Origin of the sequence: Agrobacterium sp. 719_389, assembly GCF_900188475.1 — a bacterium.
Classification (GTDB): Bacteria; Pseudomonadota; Alphaproteobacteria; order Rhizobiales; family Rhizobiaceae; genus Agrobacterium; species Agrobacterium radiobacter.
The window spans coordinates 1-21,512 of sequence record NZ_FYEM01000014.1 but is presented as its reverse complement, the minus strand read 5'-3'; the positions used below and the strand labels follow the sequence as shown (position 1 = coordinate 21,512).

21 protein-coding genes and 1 pseudogene are annotated in these 21,512 nt (G+C 60.5%); 10 read left to right on the top strand and 12 right to left on the bottom strand.

Going from position 1 to position 21,512, the window contains the following annotated elements; all coding sequences use genetic code 11:
* The first annotated feature begins 223 nt into the window (after positions 1-223).
* Positions 224-1,963: a patatin-like phospholipase family protein gene (locus CFB10_RS21830; RefSeq protein ID WP_020009097.1), complete on the top strand. Its 1,740-nt coding sequence runs from the start codon at positions 224-226 to the stop codon at positions 1,961-1,963.
* 54 nt (positions 1,964-2,017) lie between these two features.
* On the opposite strand, the gene CFB10_RS21825 is transcribed toward CFB10_RS21830, so the two are convergent.
* Positions 2,018-2,929, bottom strand: a complete 912-nt coding sequence (locus tag CFB10_RS21825; RefSeq protein WP_020009098.1) for a hypothetical protein — start codon at positions 2,927-2,929, stop codon at positions 2,018-2,020.
* A gap of 314 nt (positions 2,930-3,243) precedes the next feature.
* Between CFB10_RS21825 and CFB10_RS21820 the strand changes: the two genes are divergently transcribed.
* From CFB10_RS21820 to CFB10_RS21800, 5 genes are all read left to right on the top strand, one after another.
* Positions 3,244-4,134 carry a metal ABC transporter substrate-binding protein gene (locus CFB10_RS21820; RefSeq protein ID WP_020009099.1) on the top strand — a complete coding sequence of 297 codons (891 nt, stop codon included), beginning with the start codon at positions 3,244-3,246 and terminating at the stop codon, positions 4,132-4,134.
* Positions 4,131-5,039, top strand: a complete 909-nt coding sequence (locus CFB10_RS21815) for a manganese/iron ABC transporter ATP-binding protein (RefSeq protein ID WP_026363378.1) — start codon at positions 4,131-4,133, stop codon at positions 5,037-5,039. The genes CFB10_RS21820 and CFB10_RS21815 overlap by 4 nt, the downstream gene beginning before the upstream one ends.
* Positions 5,020-5,880: a metal ABC transporter permease gene (locus CFB10_RS21810; protein ID WP_003505419.1), complete on the top strand. Its 861-nt coding sequence runs from the start codon at positions 5,020-5,022 to the stop codon at positions 5,878-5,880. Before CFB10_RS21815 ends, CFB10_RS21810 begins: the two co-directional genes overlap by 20 nt.
* Positions 5,877-6,731, top strand: a complete 855-nt coding sequence (locus CFB10_RS21805; protein WP_020009101.1) for a metal ABC transporter permease — start codon at positions 5,877-5,879, stop codon at positions 6,729-6,731. Before CFB10_RS21810 ends, CFB10_RS21805 begins: the two co-directional genes overlap by 4 nt.
* 110 nt (positions 6,732-6,841) lie before the next feature.
* Positions 6,842-7,015, top strand: coding sequence for a DUF1328 domain-containing protein (locus CFB10_RS21800; protein ID WP_003499086.1), 174 nt, complete (start codon positions 6,842-6,844; stop codon positions 7,013-7,015).
* 58 nt (positions 7,016-7,073) lie between these two features.
* Here the strand turns inward: CFB10_RS21800 and CFB10_RS21795 are convergent, their stop codons facing one another.
* Positions 7,074-7,805, bottom strand: coding sequence for an SDR family oxidoreductase (locus CFB10_RS21795; RefSeq protein WP_003499083.1), 732 nt, complete (start codon positions 7,803-7,805; stop codon positions 7,074-7,076).
* Positions 7,806-8,004: 199 nt separating this feature from the next.
* Between CFB10_RS21795 and CFB10_RS21790 the strand changes: the two genes are divergently transcribed.
* On the top strand, positions 8,005-8,778 hold the full coding sequence (locus CFB10_RS21790) for an IclR family transcriptional regulator (RefSeq protein WP_020009102.1): 774 nt from the start codon (positions 8,005-8,007) through the stop codon (positions 8,776-8,778).
* A gap of 106 nt (positions 8,779-8,884) precedes the next feature.
* Here the strand turns inward: CFB10_RS21790 and tal are convergent, their stop codons facing one another.
* The gene (gene tal, locus CFB10_RS21785; protein WP_003505415.1) at positions 8,885-9,850 is read right to left on the bottom strand and encodes a transaldolase; all 966 of its coding nucleotides are present in this window, start codon (positions 9,848-9,850) and stop codon (positions 8,885-8,887) included.
* A gap of 205 nt (positions 9,851-10,055) precedes the next feature.
* Here tal and CFB10_RS21780 point away from each other — a divergent pair, with 205 nt between their 5' ends.
* Positions 10,056-11,030, top strand: coding sequence for a sugar-binding transcriptional regulator (locus CFB10_RS21780; protein ID WP_026363379.1), 975 nt, complete (start codon positions 10,056-10,058; stop codon positions 11,028-11,030).
* Between the two features lie 264 nt (positions 11,031-11,294).
* Here the strand turns inward: CFB10_RS21780 and CFB10_RS21775 are convergent, their stop codons facing one another.
* Positions 11,295-12,167: a bifunctional helix-turn-helix domain-containing protein/methylated-DNA--[protein]-cysteine S-methyltransferase gene (locus CFB10_RS21775; RefSeq protein WP_020009104.1), complete on the bottom strand. Its 873-nt coding sequence runs from the start codon at positions 12,165-12,167 to the stop codon at positions 11,295-11,297.
* Between the two features lie 94 nt (positions 12,168-12,261).
* On the bottom strand, positions 12,262-12,744 hold the full coding sequence (locus tag CFB10_RS21770) for a DUF2244 domain-containing protein (RefSeq protein WP_003523126.1): 483 nt from the start codon (positions 12,742-12,744) through the stop codon (positions 12,262-12,264).
* A gap of 37 nt (positions 12,745-12,781) precedes the next feature.
* Between CFB10_RS21770 and nth the strand changes: the two genes are divergently transcribed.
* Positions 12,782-13,564, top strand: coding sequence for an endonuclease III (gene nth, locus CFB10_RS21765; protein ID WP_020009105.1), 783 nt, complete (start codon positions 12,782-12,784; stop codon positions 13,562-13,564).
* Here nth and CFB10_RS21760 read toward each other — a convergent pair.
* Positions 13,526-14,263 carry a sulfate transporter family protein gene (locus CFB10_RS21760; protein WP_020009106.1) on the bottom strand — a complete coding sequence of 246 codons (738 nt, stop codon included), beginning with the start codon at positions 14,261-14,263 and terminating at the stop codon, positions 13,526-13,528. The two genes, nth and CFB10_RS21760, sit on opposite strands and share 39 nt — an antisense overlap.
* Before the next feature lie 298 nt (positions 14,264-14,561).
* Here CFB10_RS21760 and CFB10_RS21755 point away from each other — a divergent pair, with 298 nt between their 5' ends.
* The gene (locus CFB10_RS21755) at positions 14,562-15,395 is read left to right on the top strand and encodes a MurR/RpiR family transcriptional regulator (RefSeq protein WP_020009107.1); all 834 of its coding nucleotides are present in this window, start codon (positions 14,562-14,564) and stop codon (positions 15,393-15,395) included.
* A 211-nt stretch (positions 15,396-15,606) separates the two neighbouring features.
* On the opposite strand, the gene CFB10_RS21750 is transcribed toward CFB10_RS21755, so the two are convergent.
* The 6 genes and pseudogenes from CFB10_RS21750 to CFB10_RS21725 form a co-directional block, all read right to left on the bottom strand.
* Positions 15,607-17,181 (bottom strand): FGGY-family carbohydrate kinase, encoded by a 1,575-nt coding sequence (locus CFB10_RS21750; protein WP_020009108.1) that lies wholly within the window; start codon positions 17,179-17,181, stop codon positions 15,607-15,609.
* Between the two features lie 60 nt (positions 17,182-17,241).
* Complete coding sequence (locus tag CFB10_RS21745) at positions 17,242-17,961, bottom strand: HAD family hydrolase (RefSeq protein ID WP_026363380.1); 720 nt, start codon at positions 17,959-17,961, stop codon at positions 17,242-17,244.
* A 7-nt stretch (positions 17,962-17,968) separates the two neighbouring features.
* Positions 17,969-19,453 carry a mannitol dehydrogenase family protein gene (locus CFB10_RS21740; protein ID WP_020009110.1) on the bottom strand — a complete coding sequence of 495 codons (1,485 nt, stop codon included), beginning with the start codon at positions 19,451-19,453 and terminating at the stop codon, positions 17,969-17,971.
* A 61-nt stretch (positions 19,454-19,514) separates the two neighbouring features.
* Positions 19,515-20,291: an L-iditol 2-dehydrogenase gene (locus CFB10_RS21735; protein WP_020009111.1), complete on the bottom strand. Its 777-nt coding sequence runs from the start codon at positions 20,289-20,291 to the stop codon at positions 19,515-19,517.
* Positions 20,288-21,286 carry an ABC transporter ATP-binding protein gene (locus CFB10_RS21730; protein ID WP_088567174.1) on the bottom strand — a complete coding sequence of 333 codons (999 nt, stop codon included), beginning with the start codon at positions 21,284-21,286 and terminating at the stop codon, positions 20,288-20,290. Before CFB10_RS21730 ends, CFB10_RS21735 begins: the two co-directional genes overlap by 4 nt.
* A gap of 12 nt (positions 21,287-21,298) precedes the next feature.
* Positions 21,299-21,512: pseudogene (locus CFB10_RS21725) on the bottom strand (carbohydrate ABC transporter permease); the annotation flags it as partial.

Below are 21,512 nucleotides of genomic sequence, written 5' to 3'. Positions count from 1 at the left end.
CGCCGGAGTGTGTGGCGAGGCTTCGCCCCGTTTGCTGTCGGCTTTCCTCTCCCTACATAGACACGGCAAGTAACTATTCGGCCATCTGTGAGCGGATCGAATAAATTCATATAACTTTTAGTAGAATATACTGGCGATATCGCCTCAACTTGTGATACCCATTCCGCATCATTCGCATTGTGTTTGACGGCTTTCGATCAGGAGCCGCCGGGGGGAAATACGCATGCCCGAGAATGAGCTTCCCAGATACCAGCCTGATATGTTCGCAACCCCTGAAAAGGAATGCGACGTGGTGATGAAGGGCGGCATCACCTCCGGTGTCGTTTATCCCTATGCGGTTCTGGAACTGGCGCGCCGATACCGTTTCCGCTCGATTGGCGGCACATCGGCCGGGGCGATTGCCGCCGCTTTCGCGGCTGCGGCAGAATATTCCCGCACCGTCAGGAAGGATCCCGATGGGTTCACCCGCCTGCAGGCCCATTGCGACACGATACCCACTATTCTGGACAGGCTTTTCCAGCCGGAGCGCCGTTTTCGCCCCCTGATGCGATATCTGCTCTGGGCGCAGGCCGGTGGCTGGCCGGGCAAGGTTTTGGGCTTGCCCATGGCTTTTCCGCTGGCGGCCATAACAGGCATTGTCATCGGCGCCGGCATCTTGTGGGCTCTGGGTGGCGGTTGCGCCGGGTCCGTTCTCGGCGGGCTGGTGGGCATGCTGGCCGGCATCCTTGGCCAGATGCTGTGGCTGGTTTTTCACCGGTTGCCGAAGGACGGCTTCGGCTTCTGTTCAGGACTGACGGTTTCCGATGCGGAGGTTCCGGGCCTGACGGAATGGCTGCATGCCTCGATCCAGGACATTGCTTTCGGCAGCGACGCCGCAACGGCGCCGCCGCTGACCTTCGGCGATCTCATTGGCCCGGAGCCGGAGAAGCCGGTCATAAACCTGAAGATGGTCACGACGAACCTGTCAATGCGGCGGCCGCACACGCTTCCGACCACGAATCTCATGGTGGCCTACGACCCGAAGGAATGGAGCCGGCTGTTTCCCGCCGGCGTGATGGACTGGCTGAAGCAGATCGCGACACCGGGCGGACCCTTTCCCGAATTCAAGGCCTTTCCGGAACCCGCCCAGCTGCCGGTCATCATCGCCACGCGCATGAGCCTGAGTTTCCCGGTCCTGTTCAAGGCGATTCCGGCCTATACCAATGATCGCGGCACGCTGGATATCGTGCGGCGTATCAGCGGCGACGCACGGCCTGTCATGAAGGCGAAAATCTGGTTCTCCGATGGCGGCATCAGCAGCAACTTTCCCATTCATCTTTTCGACGCCCTGCTTCCGTCGCGTCCGACTTTTGCCCTCAGCCTTGATGAATTGCCGAAATCCATCGCCGGCAGCATGAAGCGCGTCACCATCCCGCAGGCGGCTGGCGAAGGGATAGGCGTGCCCGTTCACAAGATGGAAAAAATGAGCGGCTTCCTGGGCAGCATCCTCAGTTCCGCGAAGGACTGGCAGGACCAGTCCCTCGCCACCATGCCCGGCCAAAGGGAGCGCATCGCCCGCGTTTTCCTCAATGAGGAGGAAGGCGGGCTAAACCTGACGATGCCGCCGGAACGCTCGGCAAAACTGATGAGCTACGGCCTTGAGGTCGGATCGCTTTTTGCAAATGGCGCGCTGGATTTCGACGAGCATCGCTGGCGACGGACGCTTGTTGCCTATGACCGGCTGGAAGACGCGGTGTTTGCGACTGAGCGGCTGTGGAGCGAAGGCAAATATGAAGAATGGCTGACGGGTTACATCGACGAGATCAAAAGCTACGAAGCCGTGACAAAGGGTGAGCGGGAAAAGCTGATCGCCCGAATTGCCGCCTTTGCCGCCCTGTCGCAGAGTTTCTCTCCGGCAATCGTCAACAAGCGCAAGAAATTTCCAAATCCGGCTGGCCGTCTGCGGATCGGACCCGATATCTGACGCGACCGGGGGCAAGGTCGCCGGAAGGTTTCTCCGAGAACCGCCCTCGCCCGCTTAGTGGCTTGCGGCCTTTTTCTCCGCACCCGGTTCTTCCGCAGGCGCATTTTCGGTCGCCGGCTTCTCTTCCGCCGCCTGTGCGGTCGTTGAGCCTTTTCCGAAGATCAGCGATTTCAGGTAGGACAGGCTGAAGATGCTGCCGCCATCGGCTTCCGGTGTCGAGGTCAGAAGTTCATCGGCGGTGGGTTCGCCATGCGCTTCGGGAGACGGGGTTTCGCCATGGGCTTCCGCACCGGCGCCGCCTTCCTTGGTTTCCGCCGGCGCGCCGCCGTGGCCGCCTGCGCCATCATCCTTGGTTTCGCCGTGGCCCGTCGCGCTCTTTGCGGGTTTTGCGTCGTGACCTTCAGAGCCGGCATCCAGAGCCGGGGTTGCGCAATCGGCTGAATCGCTGAGGCTTGCCGCCAGCGCTTCGGTATCTTCCAGCGGCAAATCGATGCGCAGCCCGTAAAATTGCCCGGCGCCGTTTGCCGCGCCATCGTAATAAAAGGCCGAATAACGCCGCGCCTCCGCACCCTCAGGGATTTTGGCGAGGTCCGGGATGAAAACCACCTGCGCGGCAATGGCGCGGCCGCGCATTTCCGAGCGCAGCTGCGGACCGTTCTTGTCGAGCACGGAGACCTGAACCAGATCGGGTTTCTGCTTGTCGTAAACCGCCTGGGCGACGCGCAGTGCGGTCTTCAGCCGCTCTGTGCCATCACCGCCCTGGGTACGAATGAATTTACGGACCCATAAAGAACCGTTCTTGCGAATGTTGACTGTCTGGACCGCGTCGCAGGAGAGCCCGTTGGTGGAAGCGTAGGATGGACCAAGCAGCCGATCGCTGCCGATGAATACGGCAGCAGAACCGGTCGCACCCGCCAAAAGCAGGATCCCGCCTCCAATCATAACGAGCTTGCGCGAAAACCGCATTCGTCCGAATACAGCTTTCACCCGCAACATCCTGACATCAAGTACCCCGTCTTACGCCCTCATCCCAAAACGTGGCTCGATGGATGAGGAACACACGCGGGACAAGCTACGGACCACGCTGTCCGAGCCCTGCGATAGTGCCGCTTTCTCATTGAAAAAAGTTTAATCCCACCGGCGCGTCACCGGCAAAAACGCACCATTTTCAGACATTCTTGAAATCCACTAATTTGCGAATGATTTGCAATAGCGTTGACAAGGGTGATTTTATAACAGATGGTATTGCGAATTAATCGCAACAAAATCTGGTGAGCCCCGTGAACTTTCAAAAAATCCGGCATGCAGTTTTCGCCCTCTCGCTTTTTCTCCCCGGTGCGGCCCTTGCCCAGGAAAAACCTGTTGTCGTGACCACCTTCACCATCATCGCGGATATGGCGCGCAACGTGGCGGGCGATGCGGCCGAGGTGGAAAGCATCACCAAGCCGGGTGCGGAAATTCACAATTACCAGCCGACGCCGCGCGATATTCTCAAAGCCCGCAAGGCCGATCTGGTGCTTCGCAACGGCCTCAATCTGGAATTGTGGTTTGAGAAGTTCCTGGTCAACCTTTCCGGCGTGCCGAGCGTGACGGTGAGCGAGGGCGTGAAACCCATGGCCATCAGCGGCGGGGCATACCAGGGAAAGCCCAATCCGCACGCCTGGATGTCGCCCGATAACGCCTTGATCTACGTGGAAAATATCCGCAAGGGCCTGACGGATATCGACCCCGCCCATGCCGATGTCTATGCCGCCAATGCAAAGGCCTATTCGGACAAGATCAAGGCCACCGTGCAGCCGATCCGCGACACGCTTTCCGTCCTGCCTGAAAACAAGCGCTGGTTGGTAACGAGCGAAGGCGCTTTTTCTTATCTCGCCCGTGATTTCGGCCTGAAGGAACTGTTCCTGTGGCCGGTCAATGCCGACAGCCAGGGCACACCGCAGCAGGTTCGCGGGGTGATCGACGCCATGCGCGAGCACAATATCAACGTCATCTTCAGCGAAAGCACGGTTTCCGCCGATCCCGCCCAGCAGGTGGCCAAGGAAACCGGTGCGGCCTATGGCGGCATTCTTTATGTGGATTCGCTGAGCGAAGCCGATGGTCCGGTTCCGACCTATCTCGACCTCCTGCGCGTGACGAGCGAAACCATCGCCAAGGGGCTGTCTTCATGAGAATGGGCAGTAAAAAATCAGGCGGCGGCCTGACGGTTCAAAATGCGACAGTGACCTATCGAAACGGCCACACCGCATTAAGAAATGCCAGCTTTTCCATCCCCCGCGGAACGATCACTGCACTTGTCGGCGTCAATGGCGCCGGCAAGTCCACGATTTTCAAGGCGATCATGGGTTTCGTGCCTTTGGCCGCCGGTTCCGTCTCGATCTTCGACCTGCCGGTGAAGGAAGCGCTCAGGAAAAACCTCGTCGCCTACGTACCGCAGGCCGAGGAGGTGGACTGGAGTTTTCCGGTGCTGGTGGAGGATGTGGTGATGATGGGTCGTTATGGCCATATGAATTTCCTGCGCATCCCCTCGAAACGCGACCACCAGATGGTGGAAGAGGCGCTGAAACGCGTCAACATGCTCGATTATCGCAAGCGCCAGATCGGTGAGCTCTCGGGCGGGCAGAAGAAGCGGGTGTTTCTGGCCCGCGCGCTGGCGCAGGAGGGTCAGGTGATCCTGCTGGACGAGCCTTTCACCGGTGTCGATGTGACAACGGAAGAGCAGATCGTCACGCTTCTGAAGGCGCTGCGCGACGAGGGCCGGGTCATGCTGGTCTCCACCCATAATCTCGGCAGCGTGCCGGAATTCTGTGACCGCGCCGTCTTCGTCAAGGGCACGGTTCTGGCATCGGGCAAGACGGCGGATACCTTCAACGAGGAGAACCTGCAAAAGGCTTTTGGCGGCAGCCTGCGCCACTTCGTGCTTGGCGGGGCCGACCTGCATAACGACGCCGATCCGCGCCGCGTTAAGGTCATAACCGATGACGAGCGGCCCTTCGTGATCTATGGCAAGAACGGCCAGAACGGGCGCGATCCTGAGGCTCCGAAAGAAAAAGTCGATGATAAACAGCCTTCTTGAGCCCTTCACCTATGGTTACATGCTGAACGCCATCTGGGTCAGCGCACTGGTGGGCGGCGTCTGCGGTTTTCTCTCGGCCTATCTGATGCTGAAGGGCTGGTCGCTGATCGGCGATGCGCTTTCCCATGCCATCGTTCCCGGCGTTGCGGGCGCCTATATGCTGGGCCTGCCCTTTTCGCTCGGTGCGTTCCTGTCCGGTGGGCTTGCGGCCGGCTCCATGCTGTTCCTGAACCAGAAGACACGGCTGAAGGAAGACGCCATCATCGGGCTGATCTTCACCTCGTTTTTCGGGCTCGGGCTGTTCATGGTGTCGCTCTCGCCCACCTCGGTGAATATCCAGACCATCGTGCTCGGCAATATTCTCGCGATCACCACCGAAGACACGATCCAGCTGGCGCTGATCGGCGGCATCAGCCTCATCGTGCTGGCGCTGAAATGGCGTGACTTCATGGTGGTGTTCTTCGATGAGAACCACGCCCGCACCGTGGGGCTGAAACCGGAAGTGCTGAAGGTGATCTTCTTCACCCTGCTGGCCGCCTCCACGGTTGCCGCCCTGCAGACGGTCGGGGCCTTCCTCGTCGTTGCCATGGTGGTGACGCCGGGCGCCACCGCCTATCTCCTGACCGACCGTTTCGAGCGGCTGATCCTTATGAGCCTCATCATCGGCGCGGCCACCAGCTTCGTCGGTGCTTACCTCAGCTATTTCCTCGATGGCGCAACCGGCGGCGTCATCGTCGTGCTGCAGACTGCGATCTTCCTTGCCGCCTTCGTTTTTGCGCCCAAACACGGGCTTCTCGCTTCGAGGGCCAAGGCCCGCAAGGCGCTGGAGGAAACGCCATGAGCGACTATCTCGAACTCGCCATCCTGCCGTTTCAATTGCCCTTCATGCAATATGCCTTCGTGATCACGCTGATGATCGCGGTGCCGATGGCGATGCTGTCCTGTTTTCTGGTGCTGAAGGGCTGGTCGCTGATGGGCGATGCGGTTTCCCACGCCGTGCTGCCCGGCGTGGTGGTGGCCTATATTGTCGGCATCCCGCTTTCCATCGGTGCGTTCATCGCCGGCATGATCTGTGCGCTCGGCACCGGTTTCATCAAGGAAAACAGCCGCATCAAGGAAGACACGGTGCTCGGCATCGTCTTTTCCGGCATGTTCGGGCTGGGGCTGGTGCTTTATGTGAAGGTGCAGAGCGACGTGCATCTCGATCACATCCTCTTCGGCGACATGCTGGGCATTGCGCCCTCAGACATGCTGGAAACCGGTCTGATCGCGCTTTTCGCGACGCTGTTCCTCGGCATGCTGCGCAAGGACCTGCTGGTCAACGCCTTCGATGCGCAGCACGCCAAAGCCATCGGCCTGCCGGTGCGTATCCTGCATTATGGTCTGTTGATGGTTCTGTCGCTCACCGTGGTCGGCGCGTTGAAGGCTGTGGGCATCATCCTCTCGGTCGCCATGCTGGTGGCGCCGGGCGCAATCGCCTTCCTGCTGACCCGGCGTTTTTCCGCCATGCTGCTGGTGGCGATTACGGTGGCGGTCGCCTCATCGCTTTCGGGCATATGGCTAAGTTTCCTGATCGACAGTGCGCCGGCCCCCACCATCGTCATGTTCATGAGCCTTGCTTTCGTCGCCACCTTCATCCGCACCACCTGGAAAGCCCGGCGGATCGACGCGGCGGGGGAAACAGGCTTCTAAAACAACGATTTTTGCGGGCGTGTGGAACATTTTCCCCTTTTGCGCGTCATTTTTACTGAGCCAGTCGCGGGGCGGCGGGCTCGGGAAAATTATGCAAAAGGGGAAGCACCATGCTGAAGTGGGCTCTTATTTTCTTTGTCATTTCTTTGATCGCAGGCGTATTCGGCTTTACCGGCATTTCGGCAGCCGCGGCGGGCGTGGCCCGCATCCTGTTCTTCATCGCTGTGGTGATCTTCCTGGTCTTCCTCGTGCTTGCACTGATGGCCGGAAGCGCCGTCGTCTGAATGAAAAAAGGCGACCGGGTTTTACGCCGGTCGCCTCTCCTCTCTCCCGTAATGGATTTCAGCCTGTCCAACCGCCGTCGATCACATGGATCTGGCCGGTGGTGAAGCCCGCTTCATCCGAAGCAAGATAGGTGACGAGCGCGGCGATTTCTTCCGGCGTGGCGATACGGCCCATCGGCTGGCGGGCGATGAAATCGGCCAGCGCCTGTTCGTAATTGCCGGTGGCGCGCAGGCGGTCATGCAAGGACGGGCTGTCGACCGTGCCGGGGCAGATGGCGTTGCAGCGGATGCCCTTGGTGACGAAGTCAGCGGCGATCGCCTTGGTCAGGCCCACCACGGCCGCTTTCGAGGCGGTATAGGCGAAACGATTCGGCACGCCCTTCACGCTTGATGCAACCGAAGACATGTTGACGATCGCGCCCTTGCCCTTTTCCAGCATGCCCGGCAGGAAGGCGCGGCAGGTGCGGTACATGGCCTTGGCGTTGAGATCGAACGAGAAATCCCAGTCTTTCTCTTCGCAGTCCAGAATGGTGCCGGAATGAACGAAACCGGCGCAGTTGAACAGCACATCCGCATGGCCGATATCGGCGGCGAAATCCTTGACGCCATCTCCATCGAGCACGTTCAGAACCCGGGTTTCCGCACCCTTGAGGGTCGAAAGCGCCTGCTCGTTGATATCAGTGGCGATGACGCGCGCGCCGAGCGAGATGAACCGCTCCGCCGTCGCCCGGCCGATACCCTGACCGGCGGCGGTGATCACCACTGTCCGGCCGTTAAAATCCTGCACCATGAATAGCCTCCCGCTAAGGCGCGCCCGCCCTTCGGGGACCGGACCGCTGAATTTCGATGATCTCAAATATGGATCGACAATTCATATGTAAACGCGGTATTCATATGGCGTCAAGCAAACTTGCGCGGATGTCGGGTATCGGGCAACCATATTTTATGGCGCCTCCGCCGGGCACTCATAGAAAACACATCGAGGCCAGATGACCGACGACGACAGCGAAAGATATCGCGCTCCCGCCCTCGACAAGGGTCTCGACATTCTCGAGCTTCTGGCCCGCACCGATGGCGGGCTGACGCAGATCGAGATCGCCAAGTCTATCGGTAAAAGCCCGAACGAGCTTTATCGCATGCTGGACCGGCTGGTGCGCCGCGGCTACGTGCAGCGGCTTGACGGCGACCGGTTCTCGCTGACGCTGAAGATGTTCGGGCTCGCCCATTTCCATGCGCCGATACGCCGGCTGGTCTCCTTCGCCGCGCCGGTGATGCGCGATTTTTCGGCGAGCGCGGAGCAGGCCTGCCATCTGGCCGTTTATGACCGCGGCAGCGTCGTCGTCATCGCCCAGCAGGAATCCGCCACCTATTGGGCCATGTCCATGCGGGTCGGCGCGCAGATGAGCCTGTTCCACACCGGCTCCGGCCATGTGCTTCTGGCCTTCCAGACCGAGGCGCAGCGTGAGATCATGATAACCGAACAGGTGCGCGGCAGCGGCGAAACCGTGCCGCCGGAGCTTGCCGGGCGGCTGGCGGAGGTGCGCAAAAACGGTTTCGAATCCATGGACAGCCTTCAGACCGCCGGCGTGCGCAATATTTCCGCGCCGGTACTGACGCTCGATGGCACGGCGCTCGCCGTCATCACCTGCCCCTATATCACACCGCTTGGCGGCAAGGCGCCGACACGTGAGGCCTGCGAAGCACTGATCCGCGAGGCGGCAAAGCGGATTTCCGAAGTGGCGACCGGAAACGGAAATTCCTGAAACGCACAAAAAAACGCGACCGGCAGGGACCCGATCGCGTTTTGAGTGACTGGAGATTATATCTCTTAAACGTCGGGGGAACGTGGATGGTTCCCCCTTTTTTGCATCAGGCCGCAGCCAGCGTCAGCTCCTTGCGGACCATCTCACGCAGCGTCACCAGATCCTTGGCGAACAAACGGATGCCCTCCGAGAGCTTTTCCGTGGCCATCGCGTCTTCGTTGAGCGCCCAGCGGAACGCCTTCTCGTCGAGCGACTGCAGCGGCTCTGCCTTGACGTTGTCAGCCGAAAGCTTGCGCTCCAGCTTGCCGCTGTCCTTGTCCAGCTCTTCCAGCAGCGCCGGGCTGATCGTCAGGCGGTCGCAACCGGCCAGCGCTTCGATTTCGCCGACATTGCGGAAGGACGCACCCATGACGACGGTGCTGATGCCATTGGCCTTGTAATAGTTGTAGATGCTGCGCACCGAGACGACGCCCGGATCGGTCTCGGCGGTGTAGTTCTCGCCGGTCGACTTCTTGTACCAGTCAAGGATACGGCCAACGAAGGGCGAGATGAGGAACACCTTGGCTTCGGCGCAGGCAATCGCCTGGGCCTGCGAGAACAGGAGCGTCAGATTGCAGTCAATGCCTTCGGACTGCAGCACTTCGGCAGCCTTGATGCCTTCCCAGGTGGAGGCAAGCTTGATGAGGATGCGTTCACGCTCGATGCCGCGCTCCTTATAGGCCGCGATGATGTGGCGCGCCTTGGTGATGGAGGCTTCCGTATCGAAGGAAAGGTCGGCATCGACTTCGGTCGAAACGCGGCCCGGAACGAGGCCGGCAAGCGCCGCACCGACAGAAATGGCCAGACGATCGGCAACAGCGGCAACAACGGCGTCGGACTGGCCGCCCTGCTTCTTGCCCCATGCGACGGCTTCCTTCACCGCATCCGCAAAGGCAGGCGTGCCGAGTGCTTTCAGAACGATGGTGGGATTGGTGGTGCAATCCACCGGCTTCAGGCGCGCAACCGCCTCGATATCGCCGGTGTCGGCAACAACCGTGGTGATGGCGCGAAGTTGTTCGAGTTTGGACGTCATATCGAATGATCCTTCATGATCTCTTGAAAACTTGCTCACCCGTCTTTTCGTTCCCGCACCATGGGTGCGCCCAAGGCCGAAATCGCGGTTTGTCCGGCTCCGACTATCGCAAGCGGCACGGCCCAAAGTCAAGACATTTGCGCATCGCAATTGACATAAGTTTCACGCCTGCGATACTCCGCCGACATAAAGAATGGCGGAAACCGTGGCGAAACTGAGAAGAGAAACCCATACGGCCTATTCGGAAGCGGCTTCGCTGAGGCTGCGCGCCGCATGGCTTTATTATAATCAGGGCATGACGCAGAAAGACGTCGCCGAAAAGCTTGGCATCAGCCGCTCCACCGTCATCCGCCTTCTGGACGAGGCGATGAAGCGTTCCGAGGTGCAGATCTGGATCAACGAGGGCATCGAGGATTTCGTCGAACTGGCCGGCCGGCTGGAGGCGGCTTACGGGCTGGATGAAGCCGTCATCATTCCCTCCCCGGATAAAGCAAGCGTCGAGGGCACGGCCAAGGCCGTGGGTCTGGCGCTCGGGCAATTCCTCTCCGAAGCGGTGCCGAACGGCGCCACCATCGGCGTCGGCTGGGGCCGCACCATGACCGCTTCGCTTTCCAGCTTCCGCCCGCCGCGCCGGGAAAACTGCAAGGTCGTCTCGCTGCTCGGCGGTATCGTCGCCGTACACCAGACCAACCCGCTCGATTACACCTGGCGGCTGGCAAGCGCGCTCGGGGCGGAATGTTACATGTTCCTCGCGCCGCTTTTGGTGGATTCCGTCGAGACCAAACGGGCGCTGATCGAAAAATGCGGGCTTGCGACGCTTTATGATCTGGCCGAAACGCTCGACCTCGCCATCGTCTCCTGCGGCGATATCGGCCCGCATTCGACCTCGCTGTCGGAGGGTTTCATTTCCAAAGCGACGCTGCAGGAACTCATCGACGCCGGCTGCGTCTGCGACACCATGTTCAACTTCATCGATGCGGAAGGCCGTTCCGTCGATCACCCGATCAATCAGCGCGCCATGGCCATCGATCTCGATACGCTGCGCAAGGCCAAACACATCGTGCTGGCCTCCGGCGGCGCCCACCGCGCCGTCGCCATCCGCGCCACGATCAAGCGCATCGGGTGCAATACGCTGATAACGGACGAGGCAGCGGCCCGGGCGTTGATGGAATTGGTTTAAGCCTCGTCGGGCCATTCGCGGGCAGTCATCCAACCTCCACCGTTATCCTCGGGCTTGTCCCGAGGATCTGCAACCGATTGATTTTATTCTACGTGATTAGATCCTCGGCACAGGGCCGAGGATGACAATACGCGAGAACTCCGGGCATTTCATGCCTTGGCATATTTGCTCAAAACAACGCCGATCTCTTCTGCAGTAACGAACTCTCCGGCAGCGCATCTTCTTTAGTGCGTCTTGTTGCGGGGCTCGAACGGTCGTCCAAACTCACACCTTCCCCGTTTCCCAGCCGAGCAGCGCCCGCTTGCGGGTCAGGCCCCAATGATAACCGGTCAGCGCCCCGCTTTTACCGACCGCGCGATGGCAGGGCACGACGAAGGAGACCGGATTGGCGCCGACTGCCGCACCCACGGCGCGGGAAGCCGTGGGCTGGCCGATATCGCAGGCGATGTGCGAATAGGTGACGGCGCGGCCCATCGGGATTTTGAGGAGGCTTTCCCAGACCCGCACCTGAAAATCCGTGCCGAGCAGCACGACGCGCAGCGGCCTGTCCGCCGACCACATGGACGGATCGAAGATGCGGGTAGCATAGGGCGCGGTCGCTTCGCGATCCTCGACATAGTCAGCATTCGGCCAGCGACCGGCCATGTCCTCGAAACAGGCCCTTTCCTCACCCGGATCGGCAAAGGCGCAGCCGGCAAGACCGCGATCGGTCACCATGACCAGCGCAAGACCGAAGGGCGAGGTGTGAAACCCGTAACGGATCGTCAGCCCGCCGCCCTTGGCCTTCCATTCGCCGGGTGACATGGCTTCATGGGTCACGAACAGATCGTGCAGGCGTCCCGGCCCCGACATGCCGACCTCGATCGAGGTTTCCAGCAGCGGGAGGTCCTCTTCACGCAACAGCCTCTTGGCATGATCAAGCGTCACGGCCTGCAGGAATGCCTTGGGCGAAAGACCGGCCCAGCGGGTGAAGGTCTTCTGCAATTGCGTCGGCGACTGGCCGAGCTCTGCGGCGATGGCTTCAAGGGAGGGCTGCTCGCGATAATCCAGCGTCAAAAGCTCGATAACCCCGCGCACCGTATCGTAGTCGGATCCGATGGGCGTAATGTCTTCGTTCAGCGTAATATTGGCGTTCATCGCAAATCTCCTAACGGGTAAGAGAAAACCATTAAAGCGACTTCGTCTCCACCCGTTTCTTGCGCGGTATCACGATACGCAAGGAATGTTCGTTTCACATCCGCCGCCGCACAGTCGCCAGCGCGCCGCCGAAAGCCTTGGCGAAGCTTTCACGGTCATCGGGATTGAGAAACGAACCGATATCGGTCGCCCGGCCTTCACCCGTCACATGCATGGAGACGATGCCGATCTCGTCGTGCCGCCTGACCCTGAAGCGCGCCCAGAAGGGATTGAAGCGATGCTCGACCATACGCCCGGCCGGCGAAAATTTGCGGATCGACAGGCTGGTGCGCGAAACGCTGACCTCTTCCCGCGCCTTCGCCGCCCGGTAATTGGCGCGGAAGGCGGCATAAAGCAGCAGAAAATCCAGCCCGAAGAACAGGCCGACGGGCCATGCCCCGGTGGCGAGGAAAAAGCCGCCATAGACAAGGCAGGCCAGACCGGAGAAAAGCAGGAGCAGCCGGAAACCCCTTCTGCCAAGCGAACGGTGCGGAACGAGTTCCGCCGCGAAAATCGGCTGGTCGTTGAGCGTATCCACGTTGCTTTCCTTTGGGCGGGCTGGCTATAAATAGTCCATGACAGTCGCCAAAAAACGATCCAGCACCCAAACATTGAAAAAGTCAAATCCGGCATCCGTCCGCAAGCCGGCGCGGGTGAAAACGGCCTATTCCAAGGATGAGCTGACCGAAATCTTCCGCCGTTTTTCCATTCAGCGGCCGGAGCCGAAAGGCGAGCTGGAACACACCAATCCCTTCACCCTGCTGGTCGCCGTGGCGCTTTCCGCACAGGCGACCGACGTGGGCGTGAACCGCGCCACGCGCGCGCTGTTCAAGGTGGCCGATACGCCGGAAAAAATGCTGGCGCTCGGCGAAGAACAGCTGATCGGCCACATCAAGACCATCGGACTTTACCGCAACAAGGCGAAAAACGTCATTGCCCTGTCGCAGATGCTGATCGACAATTTCGGCGGCGAGGTGCCGAGAACCCGCGAGGAGCTGGTGACGCTGCCCGGCGTCGGCCGCAAGACCGCCAATGTGGTGATGTCCATGGCTTTCGGCGTGCCCACGCTTGCGGTAGATACCCACGTCTTCCGCATTGCCAACCGGCTCTGTCTTGCGCCGGGCAAGACCCCTGACGAGGTTGAAGACCGGCTGATCCGCATCATTCCCGAACAATATCTGTTCCATGCCCATCACTGGCTGATCCTGCACGGGCGTTACTGCTGCAAGGCGCGCAAGCCCGAATGCGAACGCTGTGTGATCGCCGATATCTGCAAATCGCCGGAAAAGACCTTTGATATTCCGGCGCCGCTGGTGGAGTTACCCGCGCAGCTGTTCGGTGCGGCCGGCGGCGAATGAGGGATCGCGCCGGCTGACGGCCTTGTGCAGATGCACCATCATCGAGGCGGCAAAAAGCGGCGTCAGCAGATTGAGGAACGGCACCGCCAGAAAGGCCGCGATCACCAGCCCGGCCATGAAGACGGTGGCGCGGTGTTTTGAGCGGAACTGCCTTGCTTCCAGGGGTGTTCGGAAACGCATCGCCGCAAATTCGAAGAATTCCCGGCCGAGCAGATAGCCGTTCACGAGGAAAAACGCGATGAGGTTGACGCCCGGCACCAGAAGCAGCAACAGCGCGACGAGGTTGCCGGCAATGACGACACCAAAAAACTTGATGGAAGACAGCACCGCCTCGCCGATCGGCATCGCCTTGCCCGGCGGATCGTTCGGATAGTTCTTTTTCTCAACCACTTCGGCGACATCATCGAGAAACAGGCCGGCAATGACGGCGGTGACCGGCGAAATCAGCAGCGCGAGCGCCAGTGCAAGGCCTATTCCCGCGAAAATGGCGAAAACGAAGCTCAGCCAGCCCGCCCAATCAGGCACGCCGGGTATCAGCGTATCCACCCACGGCAGGGCGAAATAAATGAAGATCGAGCGGATGGCGAACCAGAGCGCCGCCAGCACGAGAAGCGTGAGCCCCAGAACCTTCCAGAACACCGACCGGGTTTCGGCGGCAAAGAGATTGTGAAAGGCAAGCCTCGCCGCATCAAAAATCATTCGGAACTCCTCGACGCCTTTAGCGTTGAAATACTCTTACCAGGCGAGAGATAAGCGCTGCCCGCCCGCTCTGCAAGACGGGCGGAAAGATGCCGGATATCCGGATTTAAACCGCAGATGGAATTTCTCTTGAATAAAAGGTATCTCTAAAATATAATAATCCATCTATTATAATTCGCATTCCGGTCCGGTGGAGGACAAGGCCGGAGAAGCTATCCCCCACCGTCAAATTGCGGTTCGCACGCTCGTTTGCGCGCGCGCATGCATCATCGTTCAATAAAGATAAAAGAATGAGGCGTTGGTGGAAAAGCTGCTGTTGAACCTTACGCGCGCCATGAAGGCAGGCACCCCTTCCGAGCGCAAGATCGCCAAATATCTGATCGAACATCTGGACGAATTGCCGTTCGAGACGGCGCAGACGCTGGCCGCCAAGCTCAGCCTCAGTCCGATGACGGTCGGCCGTTTCCTGCGCTCCCTGGGATACCGGCAATTCAGCGATATCCGCGCCGATCTGCGCCATGCCGAAGAAGCCGCCGGTGCGGATCAGCCAGCAACGGCAGAAGCCGGTGAACGCCAGTCCAACCCGTTTTCGCAGCTTCTGTCTCAACAGATACAGGCCATTCAGACCGCCTTCGACATGACCACCCAGTCGATCTGGCGGATTGCCATGAACGAGATCGCCACGGCGGGCGATGTTTTTCTGGCAACCTCCCCGGAAGGTCTCGACGCCGGGCGTCATTTTTACGGGCGACTTCTGGAGAGCCGGGGCCATATCCATTATCTCGGCAGCGACAGCGCGGCCTATGTCGCGCTGTGGGATTTCGACGCCGCTCACACCCTGCTCGTCATCATGGATTGCGGCGGCAGCCTGTCGCCGCTGCAACGCCTGTCGGCAATGGCGCGCAAGAGCGGTTACAGGACATTGCTGATCACCACACGCTTTTATGAATGGGGGCCGGAAAGCACCGATCTCTGTCTTGCCATGCCGCAGGCGCAGAATGGCGGCCAGGGCCTGCTGCAACTGGTTTCCCTGCTGGAATTCACCCTCTGTGCGCTTGGCGCCAGCGCCGATGACAGCGGCAGGGCAAGGGCAAAGAACCTCACCGCCCTGAAACGCTCGCTGCGCGGCTGATTGCGCTTAGCAGCAGCGGCAGCATACGGATCGAACGGTCGCCGCTCGTTTCTTCTCCCCGCCGGGGAGAAGTCCGCGGCAGCGGGATGAGGGGGCTAAGGTGCGTTCTATCGCTGGCGTTCCCCCTCATCCGGCCCTTCGGGCCACCTTCTCCCCGGCGGGGAGAAGAAACGCGCGGCACCCACTCGGCCTTGTATTTTCCTTCAGAAAATCAAAGGCTCTCCAGTTCCTGCCGATGCCGGTACATGGCGAGGAAACGCCTGTAATCCCGCTCATAACGGGGGGCGAGCGCCGGGTTGCCTGTTATTTCCGCATTGCCCGGATACATGGCAGCCCCTGCAGCAGCAAGGCTCGCATGCACCCCGCCGGCCGTCGCCGCCGTCATTGCCGTTCCGAGAAGCACCGCGTCGGCGGTTGCGGGAACCACGATGCGCTTGCCCGTCACATCGGCGTAAAGTTCCATCAGCAGCGGGTTCTTCACATGACCGCCCGTGACATGCAGGGTTTCCACCGCATAACCGAAACGCTCCATCGCATCGAGCACATGGCGGGCGCCAAGCGCAATCGCGACGGCTGTGCGCCAGTAAAGACGGCAGAGACTGTCGAAAGACGTATCCAAAGTCAGGCCGCTGATGACGCCGACGGCATGCGGATCGGCAAGCGGCGAGCGGTTGCCGTGGAAATCCGGCAGCACATGCAGCCGCTCGGCGAAGGCCTCGCCCTCAAGCGCGCGCAATTCCGTTACCCGCGCAACGATGCGGGCATGCACCGCCGTATCCGGCTCACCGCCTGCCGCATGCATGCGTACGATATGGTCGAGCAGCGCACCGGTGGCTGATTGCCCGCCTTCCACCAGCCAGTGCCCGGGCAGGATCGCCTGCCAATAGGGCCCCCAGAGGCTGTGGCCGGGCATCTGCCGCTCCGACATGGCGACAAGGCAGCTCGAAGTCCCGGCGATCAGCGCCACATGCCGGCCGACATCTGCCGACAGGCAGCCGCCAAGCGCGCCAAGCGCGCCGGCATAAGCGTCAATCATGCCCGCCGCCACCGCACAGCCGGTATCGAGACCGAGCTCGGCGGCAGCTTCGGGCGAAAGCGGGCCGATGCTTTTCCCCGGCATCACGGTGGTTTCGGGAAGACCCGCCCGCTCCTTCAGATCGGCAAGGCCCGCCAGTTCCAGATAATCCGCCTGCCAGCCGGGATTTTCCTGCGCCAGAAAATTCCACTTCGCCGTCTGCGTGCAATTTGAACGCTGCGCTGAACCGGTCGCCTTCCATGTCAGGAAATCCGCCAGATCGAAAGCGAAGGACATGCGCGACCAGCTTGCCGGCATATGTGTCTTCAGCCACATCAGCTTCGGTATCTGCATTTCCGGTGAGACGCTGTTGCCGGCGAAATCCAGCACCCGGTGTCCGGATGCCGTCAGCCGGTCGGCCTCACCTATCGCCCGGTGGTCGAGCCAGACGATGGTGTCGAACCGGTCTTCACCGGTAACGGAAACCGAAACGGGATCACCCCGCCCATCACGGATGACGAGCGAGCAGGTGGCGTCAAAACCGATGGCGGCGATGCTTTGCGGCGAAACGCCGGCCTCGGCAAGCGCTGCTTTGACTGCGATGCAAACCGCGTTCCATATATCGGTGGAATCGTGTTCGGCGTGGTTTTCCTGCGGCCTCTGCATCAGGATCGGATGGGTGGAACGGGCAAGCAGCCGGCCGGCCGGATCAAAAATTCCGGCCCGGGCGCTGGCGGTGCCGACATCGACAGCGACGAGATTTTGACGCATCAAGACTGCAATTCCATCCCTTGCGCAACGACCTCCGGACGGCAGCAGGCAGAGTCCCGCTCAGCCTGCATCGCGTTCCGCCCGCCTGTCAAAACCGCCCTTCCCCACATAATTGCCGACAAGTTGGACCAAATCCGGCATCGCGTCAAACACGGTATCCGCCCCAAGCCCGGCGATCTTTTCGCGGAATGCGGGAAAGCGGGCATGCGAACCGCCGGTAAAGGCAAAAACGCCCATGCCGGCTGCCTTTGCGGCGGCAATGCCCGCCGGGCTATCCTCGATCACGATGCAGTGACGCGGATCAGCACCCATTTGGCGCGCCGCATGCAGGAAAAGATCAGGCGCCGGCTTGCCGTTCTTCACCATGGTGGCGCTGAAGACATGGGGCTCGAATTTATCGATCAGGCCGGTCAGCCCCAGCGAATAACGGATGCGCTCCGGCTGGCTTGAGGAAGCGACGCAGCGCCGCAGCGGCAGGAGCCTGTCCAGCGTTTCGGATATGCCGTCAATCGGCCGAAGCTCGGTGCGGAAGCGCTCGAACAGCGTCGCGCGCATATGATCGAGAAAATCGATGTCGGTCTCGACGCCGTAATCCTCAAACAGCGTCGCCGTCATGCTGGCGACGCTGCGGCCGAGAAAGCGCTCATAGGCCTCCTCCTCCCCCATCGTCACACCGAGATGGGAGAGCATATCGAGAAGGACGGAGATGGAGACCGGCTCGCTGTCGACGAGAACGCCGTCACAATCGAAAATCAAAAGGGGCCTGGTCTCGTCTTCCATCTCATGGTCACTTTTCAGCCAGCTTGTCATCCAGATAAAGCTGCAAGGTCTTCGCCGTGCCTTCTTGCCACAGCGTCTTCAATGCATGGGCGAAGCGTTTACGGAAAAGCTCCGATTCGGCAACCGTTCCGAAGATATCGTCGAGTGCGAGGAAGGCCATCGGATCATCCTTGGCCTTGACGGCCGCCGCCTGAAGGCGCTCGGCGCTGGCGTCGTTGAAGGTGATTTCCTTGCCGCTGTCGGAGGTGCCGTAGAAATAACGGCACCAGAGCGCCGAGACCAGCGACAGGCCGATAATATCCTCACCACGCGCCAGACGGTCAGCGGTGGAGGGCAGGATGAATTTCGGCTGGCGGTTGGAGCCGTCCTGCGCTAGGCGCGGAATGGTGTCGCCGATTTTCGGATTGAGGAAACGCCGTTCGATCAGCCCGAAATAATCCGCAAGATTCGTGTCGGGAACGAGCGGAATGACCGGAATGATCTCTTGCCTTTCGAGCTTTGCCAGAAATGCCCGGATCAGCGGATGCTCCATCGCCTCATGCACGAAATGAATGTCGAGCAGCGCGGCCGGATAGGCGATTGCCGCGTGGCCGCCGTTGAGGATGCGGATTTTCATATGCTCATAGGGCGCGACATCCTTGACGAACTGCACGCCCGCCTTTTCGAGCGCCGGGCGACCTGCGGGGAAATTATCCTCCATCACCCATTGCTTGAACTCCTCGCAGAAGACCGGCCAGTTGTCCTCGATGCCGAAATCGTCGCGGGCAATATTGCGTTCGCGCTCGCCGGTGGCGGGCGTGATGCGGTCGACCATCGAATTGGGGAAAGCGACGTTTTCGCCGATCCAGTTGGCAAAGGCCGGATCGGAGAGAGCCGCGAGCCCCACCACCGCATTCTTGGTGACCTTGCCATTATGGGGAATGTTGTCGCAGGACATGACGGTGAAGGGTTGCAGACCCTTGTCGCGCCGCGCCTTCAGCCCGGCGACGATGAGGCCGAACACGGTTTTCGGCGAGGCCGGGTTTTTGCCATCCTCGGCAATGGCCGGATGCTGCGGGTTGAAGGAGCCGGAAGCATCGATGAAATAACCGCCCTCGGTAATCGTCATCGAGACGATGCGGATTTTCGGATCGGCGAGCGTATCGATGATGCGCTGCGTATCGCCAACTTGCAGAATGTCGATCATCGGCCCGGTAACACGCGCACCGGTGCGGTTATTGTCCTGCTCCACCACCGTCGTCAGGAAATCCTGCGCGGCAAGCTTTTCACGCATCACCGCATCGGATGGCAGAACACCCGCGCCGATGATGGCGAAGTCATGGTCCGCGCCCGTGTTGAAGAGGTCATCCAGATAGACCGCCTGATGGGCGCGGTGAAAATTGCCAACGCCGAAATGCACGATGCCGGCGGAAAGATCGGCCCGGGAATAGGCCGGAACAGCCGCGGTTTTTCTGGCGTCGTCAAGCGTTGCGAGGGAGAGTTTGCATGTCATGTCACGATCCTCGAAGGGGAAACGTTGTTCGTGCCAAGACCGGGCGGCAAACGCCCGGTACTCAGCTCATCCAGTTGCCGCCATCGACATTATAGGTCTGGGCGACGATGTATTGTGCCTCATCGGAGGCAAGGAAGATCGCCATGCCGGTCAGGTCCTCGGCACGGCCCATGCGGCCAAAGGGCACAGCCTCCCCGACCAGCCGCTTCTTTTCACCAGCAGGGCGGTTTTCATATTTCGCAAACAGCGCATCCACGCCGTCCCAGTGTTCGCCATCGACCACGCCCGGCGCAATCGCATTGACGTTGATGCCGTGTCTGATGAGATCGAGCCCCGCCGATTGGGTGAGGCTGATGACGGCGGCCTTGGTGGCGCAATACACCGCCACCAAGGCCTCGCCGCGCCGGCCCGCCTGGCTTGCCATGTTGATGATCTTGCCGCCTTTTCCCCGAGCAATCATTGTTTTTGCGGCGGCCTGCATCATGAACAGCGTGCCGGACACGTTGATCGAAAACAGTCTTTCGTAGCTCTCGCGTTTGATCTCGACAATCGGTGCGAGATCGAACAGCGCGGCATTGTTGATAAGGATATCGAGGCCACCGGTCTGGCCCTCCACCGTGCGGATGGCGGTGTCGATGGAATGCTGTTTGGTCACGTCGAGTTCGACGGCATAGGCATTTTCGCCGATCTGACGGGCCGTCTTACTGGCGCGATCGAAGTCGATATCGGCAATGGCGACCCGCGCCCCCTCACGTATATAGGCTTCGGCAAAGGCGCGGCCGATGCCGCGCGCCGAGCCTGTTATCAGCGCGGATTTGCCTTCCAGTCTCCCCGTCATATCGCGATACCCTTATCATCGAACCTGTGGATCTTGCTGTCATCGGGTGTGATGAAGACGGTATCGCCATGCCTGCATTCGAACTCGCCATCGGTGCGGGCGGTGATCGGGCCGATACCTTGGACGTCGAGATGCAGGAACGTATCCGATCCGAGATGTTCGGCAACGGTGACCTTGCCCTGCCACAGGCCGCTGTCCTTCGACAGCTTCAGGTGCTCGGGCCGCACGCCGGCGGTGGTGGCGTTTTTGCTGCGGGCGTAATCACCGGTCACCAGGTTCATGCGCGGCGAGCCGATGAAGCCGGCGACGAAGAGGTTGGCGGGGGAGCGGTAAAGCTCCATCGGTGAGCCGACCTGCTCGATATTGCCGCGGTTCAAGACCACGATCTTGTCGGCCATGGTCATGGCCTCCACCTGATCGTGGGTAACGTAGATCATCGTTGTCTTCAGTGTATTGTGCAGCTCGGAGATTTCCAGCCGCATGGTGCCGCGCAGCGCCGCATCGAGGTTGGAAAGCGGTTCGTCGAACAGAAAGGCTTTTGGTTCGCGCACGATGGCGCGGCCGATGGCGACGCGCTGGCGCTGGCCGCCCGACAGTTGCGAGGGCCGGCGTTCGAGATAATCGGTGAGGTTGAGGATGCGGGCCGCGTCTTCGACCTTCCTGTCGATGACGGCCTTGTCGAGCTTGGCCATCTTCAGCGGGAAGGCGATGTTGTTCCTGACGCTCATATGCGGATAAAGCGCATAGGACTGGAACACCATGGCAAGGCCGCGCTCGGCCGGGGCCTTTTCGGTGGCGTCGTTGCCATCGATGACGATCTTTCCGCCGGAGACGTCTTCGAGCCCGGCGATCAGGCGCAGCAGCGTTGACTTGCCGCAGCCGGACGGGCCGACGAAGACGACGAACTCGCCGTCATGGATATCGAGATCGATCGACGGGATGACTTTTGCCTCGCCGAAGAGCTTGGACACGTTCTGAAGGGAAATGCTGCCCATTATTGTCGTTCCTTATTTCACGGCGCCAAAGGTGAGGCCACGCACGAGTTGTTTCTGCGAGAACCAGCCGATGACGAGAATGGGGGCGATCGCCATCATCGAGGCGGCCGAGAGTTTTGCCCAGAACAGCCCCTGCGGCGAGGAGAAGGAGGCGATGAAGGCCGTCAGCGGGGCTGCATTGGTGGTCGTCAGCCTGATAGTCCAGAAGGATTCGTTCCAGGCGAGG

What these genes read in the sequence shown, in the direction of transcription:
- CFB10_RS21795 (WP_003499083.1), bottom strand. Translation starts at nt 7,805, where the DNA reads ATGGTGCAGGATTTTAACGGCCGGACAGTGGTGATCACCGCCGCCGGT.
- nth (WP_020009105.1), top strand. Translation starts at nt 12,782, where the DNA reads ATGACAGTCGCCAAAAAACGATCCAGCACCCAAACATTGAAAAAGTCA.
- CFB10_RS21800 (WP_003499086.1), top strand. Translation starts at nt 6,842, where the DNA reads ATGCTGAAGTGGGCTCTTATTTTCTTTGTCATTTCTTTGATCGCAGGC.
- CFB10_RS21825 (WP_020009098.1), bottom strand. Translation starts at nt 2,929, where the DNA reads ATGCGGTTTTCGCGCAAGCTCGTTATGATTGGAGGCGGGATCCTGCTT.
- tal (WP_003505415.1), bottom strand. Translation starts at nt 9,850, where the DNA reads ATGACGTCCAAACTCGAACAACTTCGCGCCATCACCACGGTTGTTGCC.
- CFB10_RS21735 (WP_020009111.1), bottom strand. Translation starts at nt 20,291, where the DNA reads ATGACGGGGAGACTGGAAGGCAAATCCGCGCTGATAACAGGCTCGGCG.
- CFB10_RS21740 (WP_020009110.1), bottom strand. Translation starts at nt 19,453, where the DNA reads ATGACATGCAAACTCTCCCTCGCAACGCTTGACGACGCCAGAAAAACC.
- CFB10_RS21750 (WP_020009108.1), bottom strand. Translation starts at nt 17,181, where the DNA reads ATGCGTCAAAATCTCGTCGCTGTCGATGTCGGCACCGCCAGCGCCCGG.
- CFB10_RS21830 (WP_020009097.1), top strand. Translation starts at nt 224, where the DNA reads ATGCCCGAGAATGAGCTTCCCAGATACCAGCCTGATATGTTCGCAACC.
- CFB10_RS21815 (WP_026363378.1), top strand. Translation starts at nt 4,131, where the DNA reads ATGAGAATGGGCAGTAAAAAATCAGGCGGCGGCCTGACGGTTCAAAAT.
- CFB10_RS21730 (WP_088567174.1), bottom strand. Translation starts at nt 21,286, where the DNA reads ATGGGCAGCATTTCCCTTCAGAACGTGTCCAAGCTCTTCGGCGAGGCA.
- CFB10_RS21760 (WP_020009106.1), bottom strand. Translation starts at nt 14,263, where the DNA reads ATGATTTTTGATGCGGCGAGGCTTGCCTTTCACAATCTCTTTGCCGCC.
- CFB10_RS21775 (WP_020009104.1), bottom strand. Translation starts at nt 12,167, where the DNA reads ATGAACGCCAATATTACGCTGAACGAAGACATTACGCCCATCGGATCC.
- CFB10_RS21745 (WP_026363380.1), bottom strand. Translation starts at nt 17,961, where the DNA reads ATGGAAGACGAGACCAGGCCCCTTTTGATTTTCGATTGTGACGGCGTT.
- CFB10_RS21805 (WP_020009101.1), top strand. Translation starts at nt 5,877, where the DNA reads ATGAGCGACTATCTCGAACTCGCCATCCTGCCGTTTCAATTGCCCTTC.
- CFB10_RS21790 (WP_020009102.1), top strand. Translation starts at nt 8,005, where the DNA reads ATGACCGACGACGACAGCGAAAGATATCGCGCTCCCGCCCTCGACAAG.
- CFB10_RS21810 (WP_003505419.1), top strand. Translation starts at nt 5,020, where the DNA reads ATGATAAACAGCCTTCTTGAGCCCTTCACCTATGGTTACATGCTGAAC.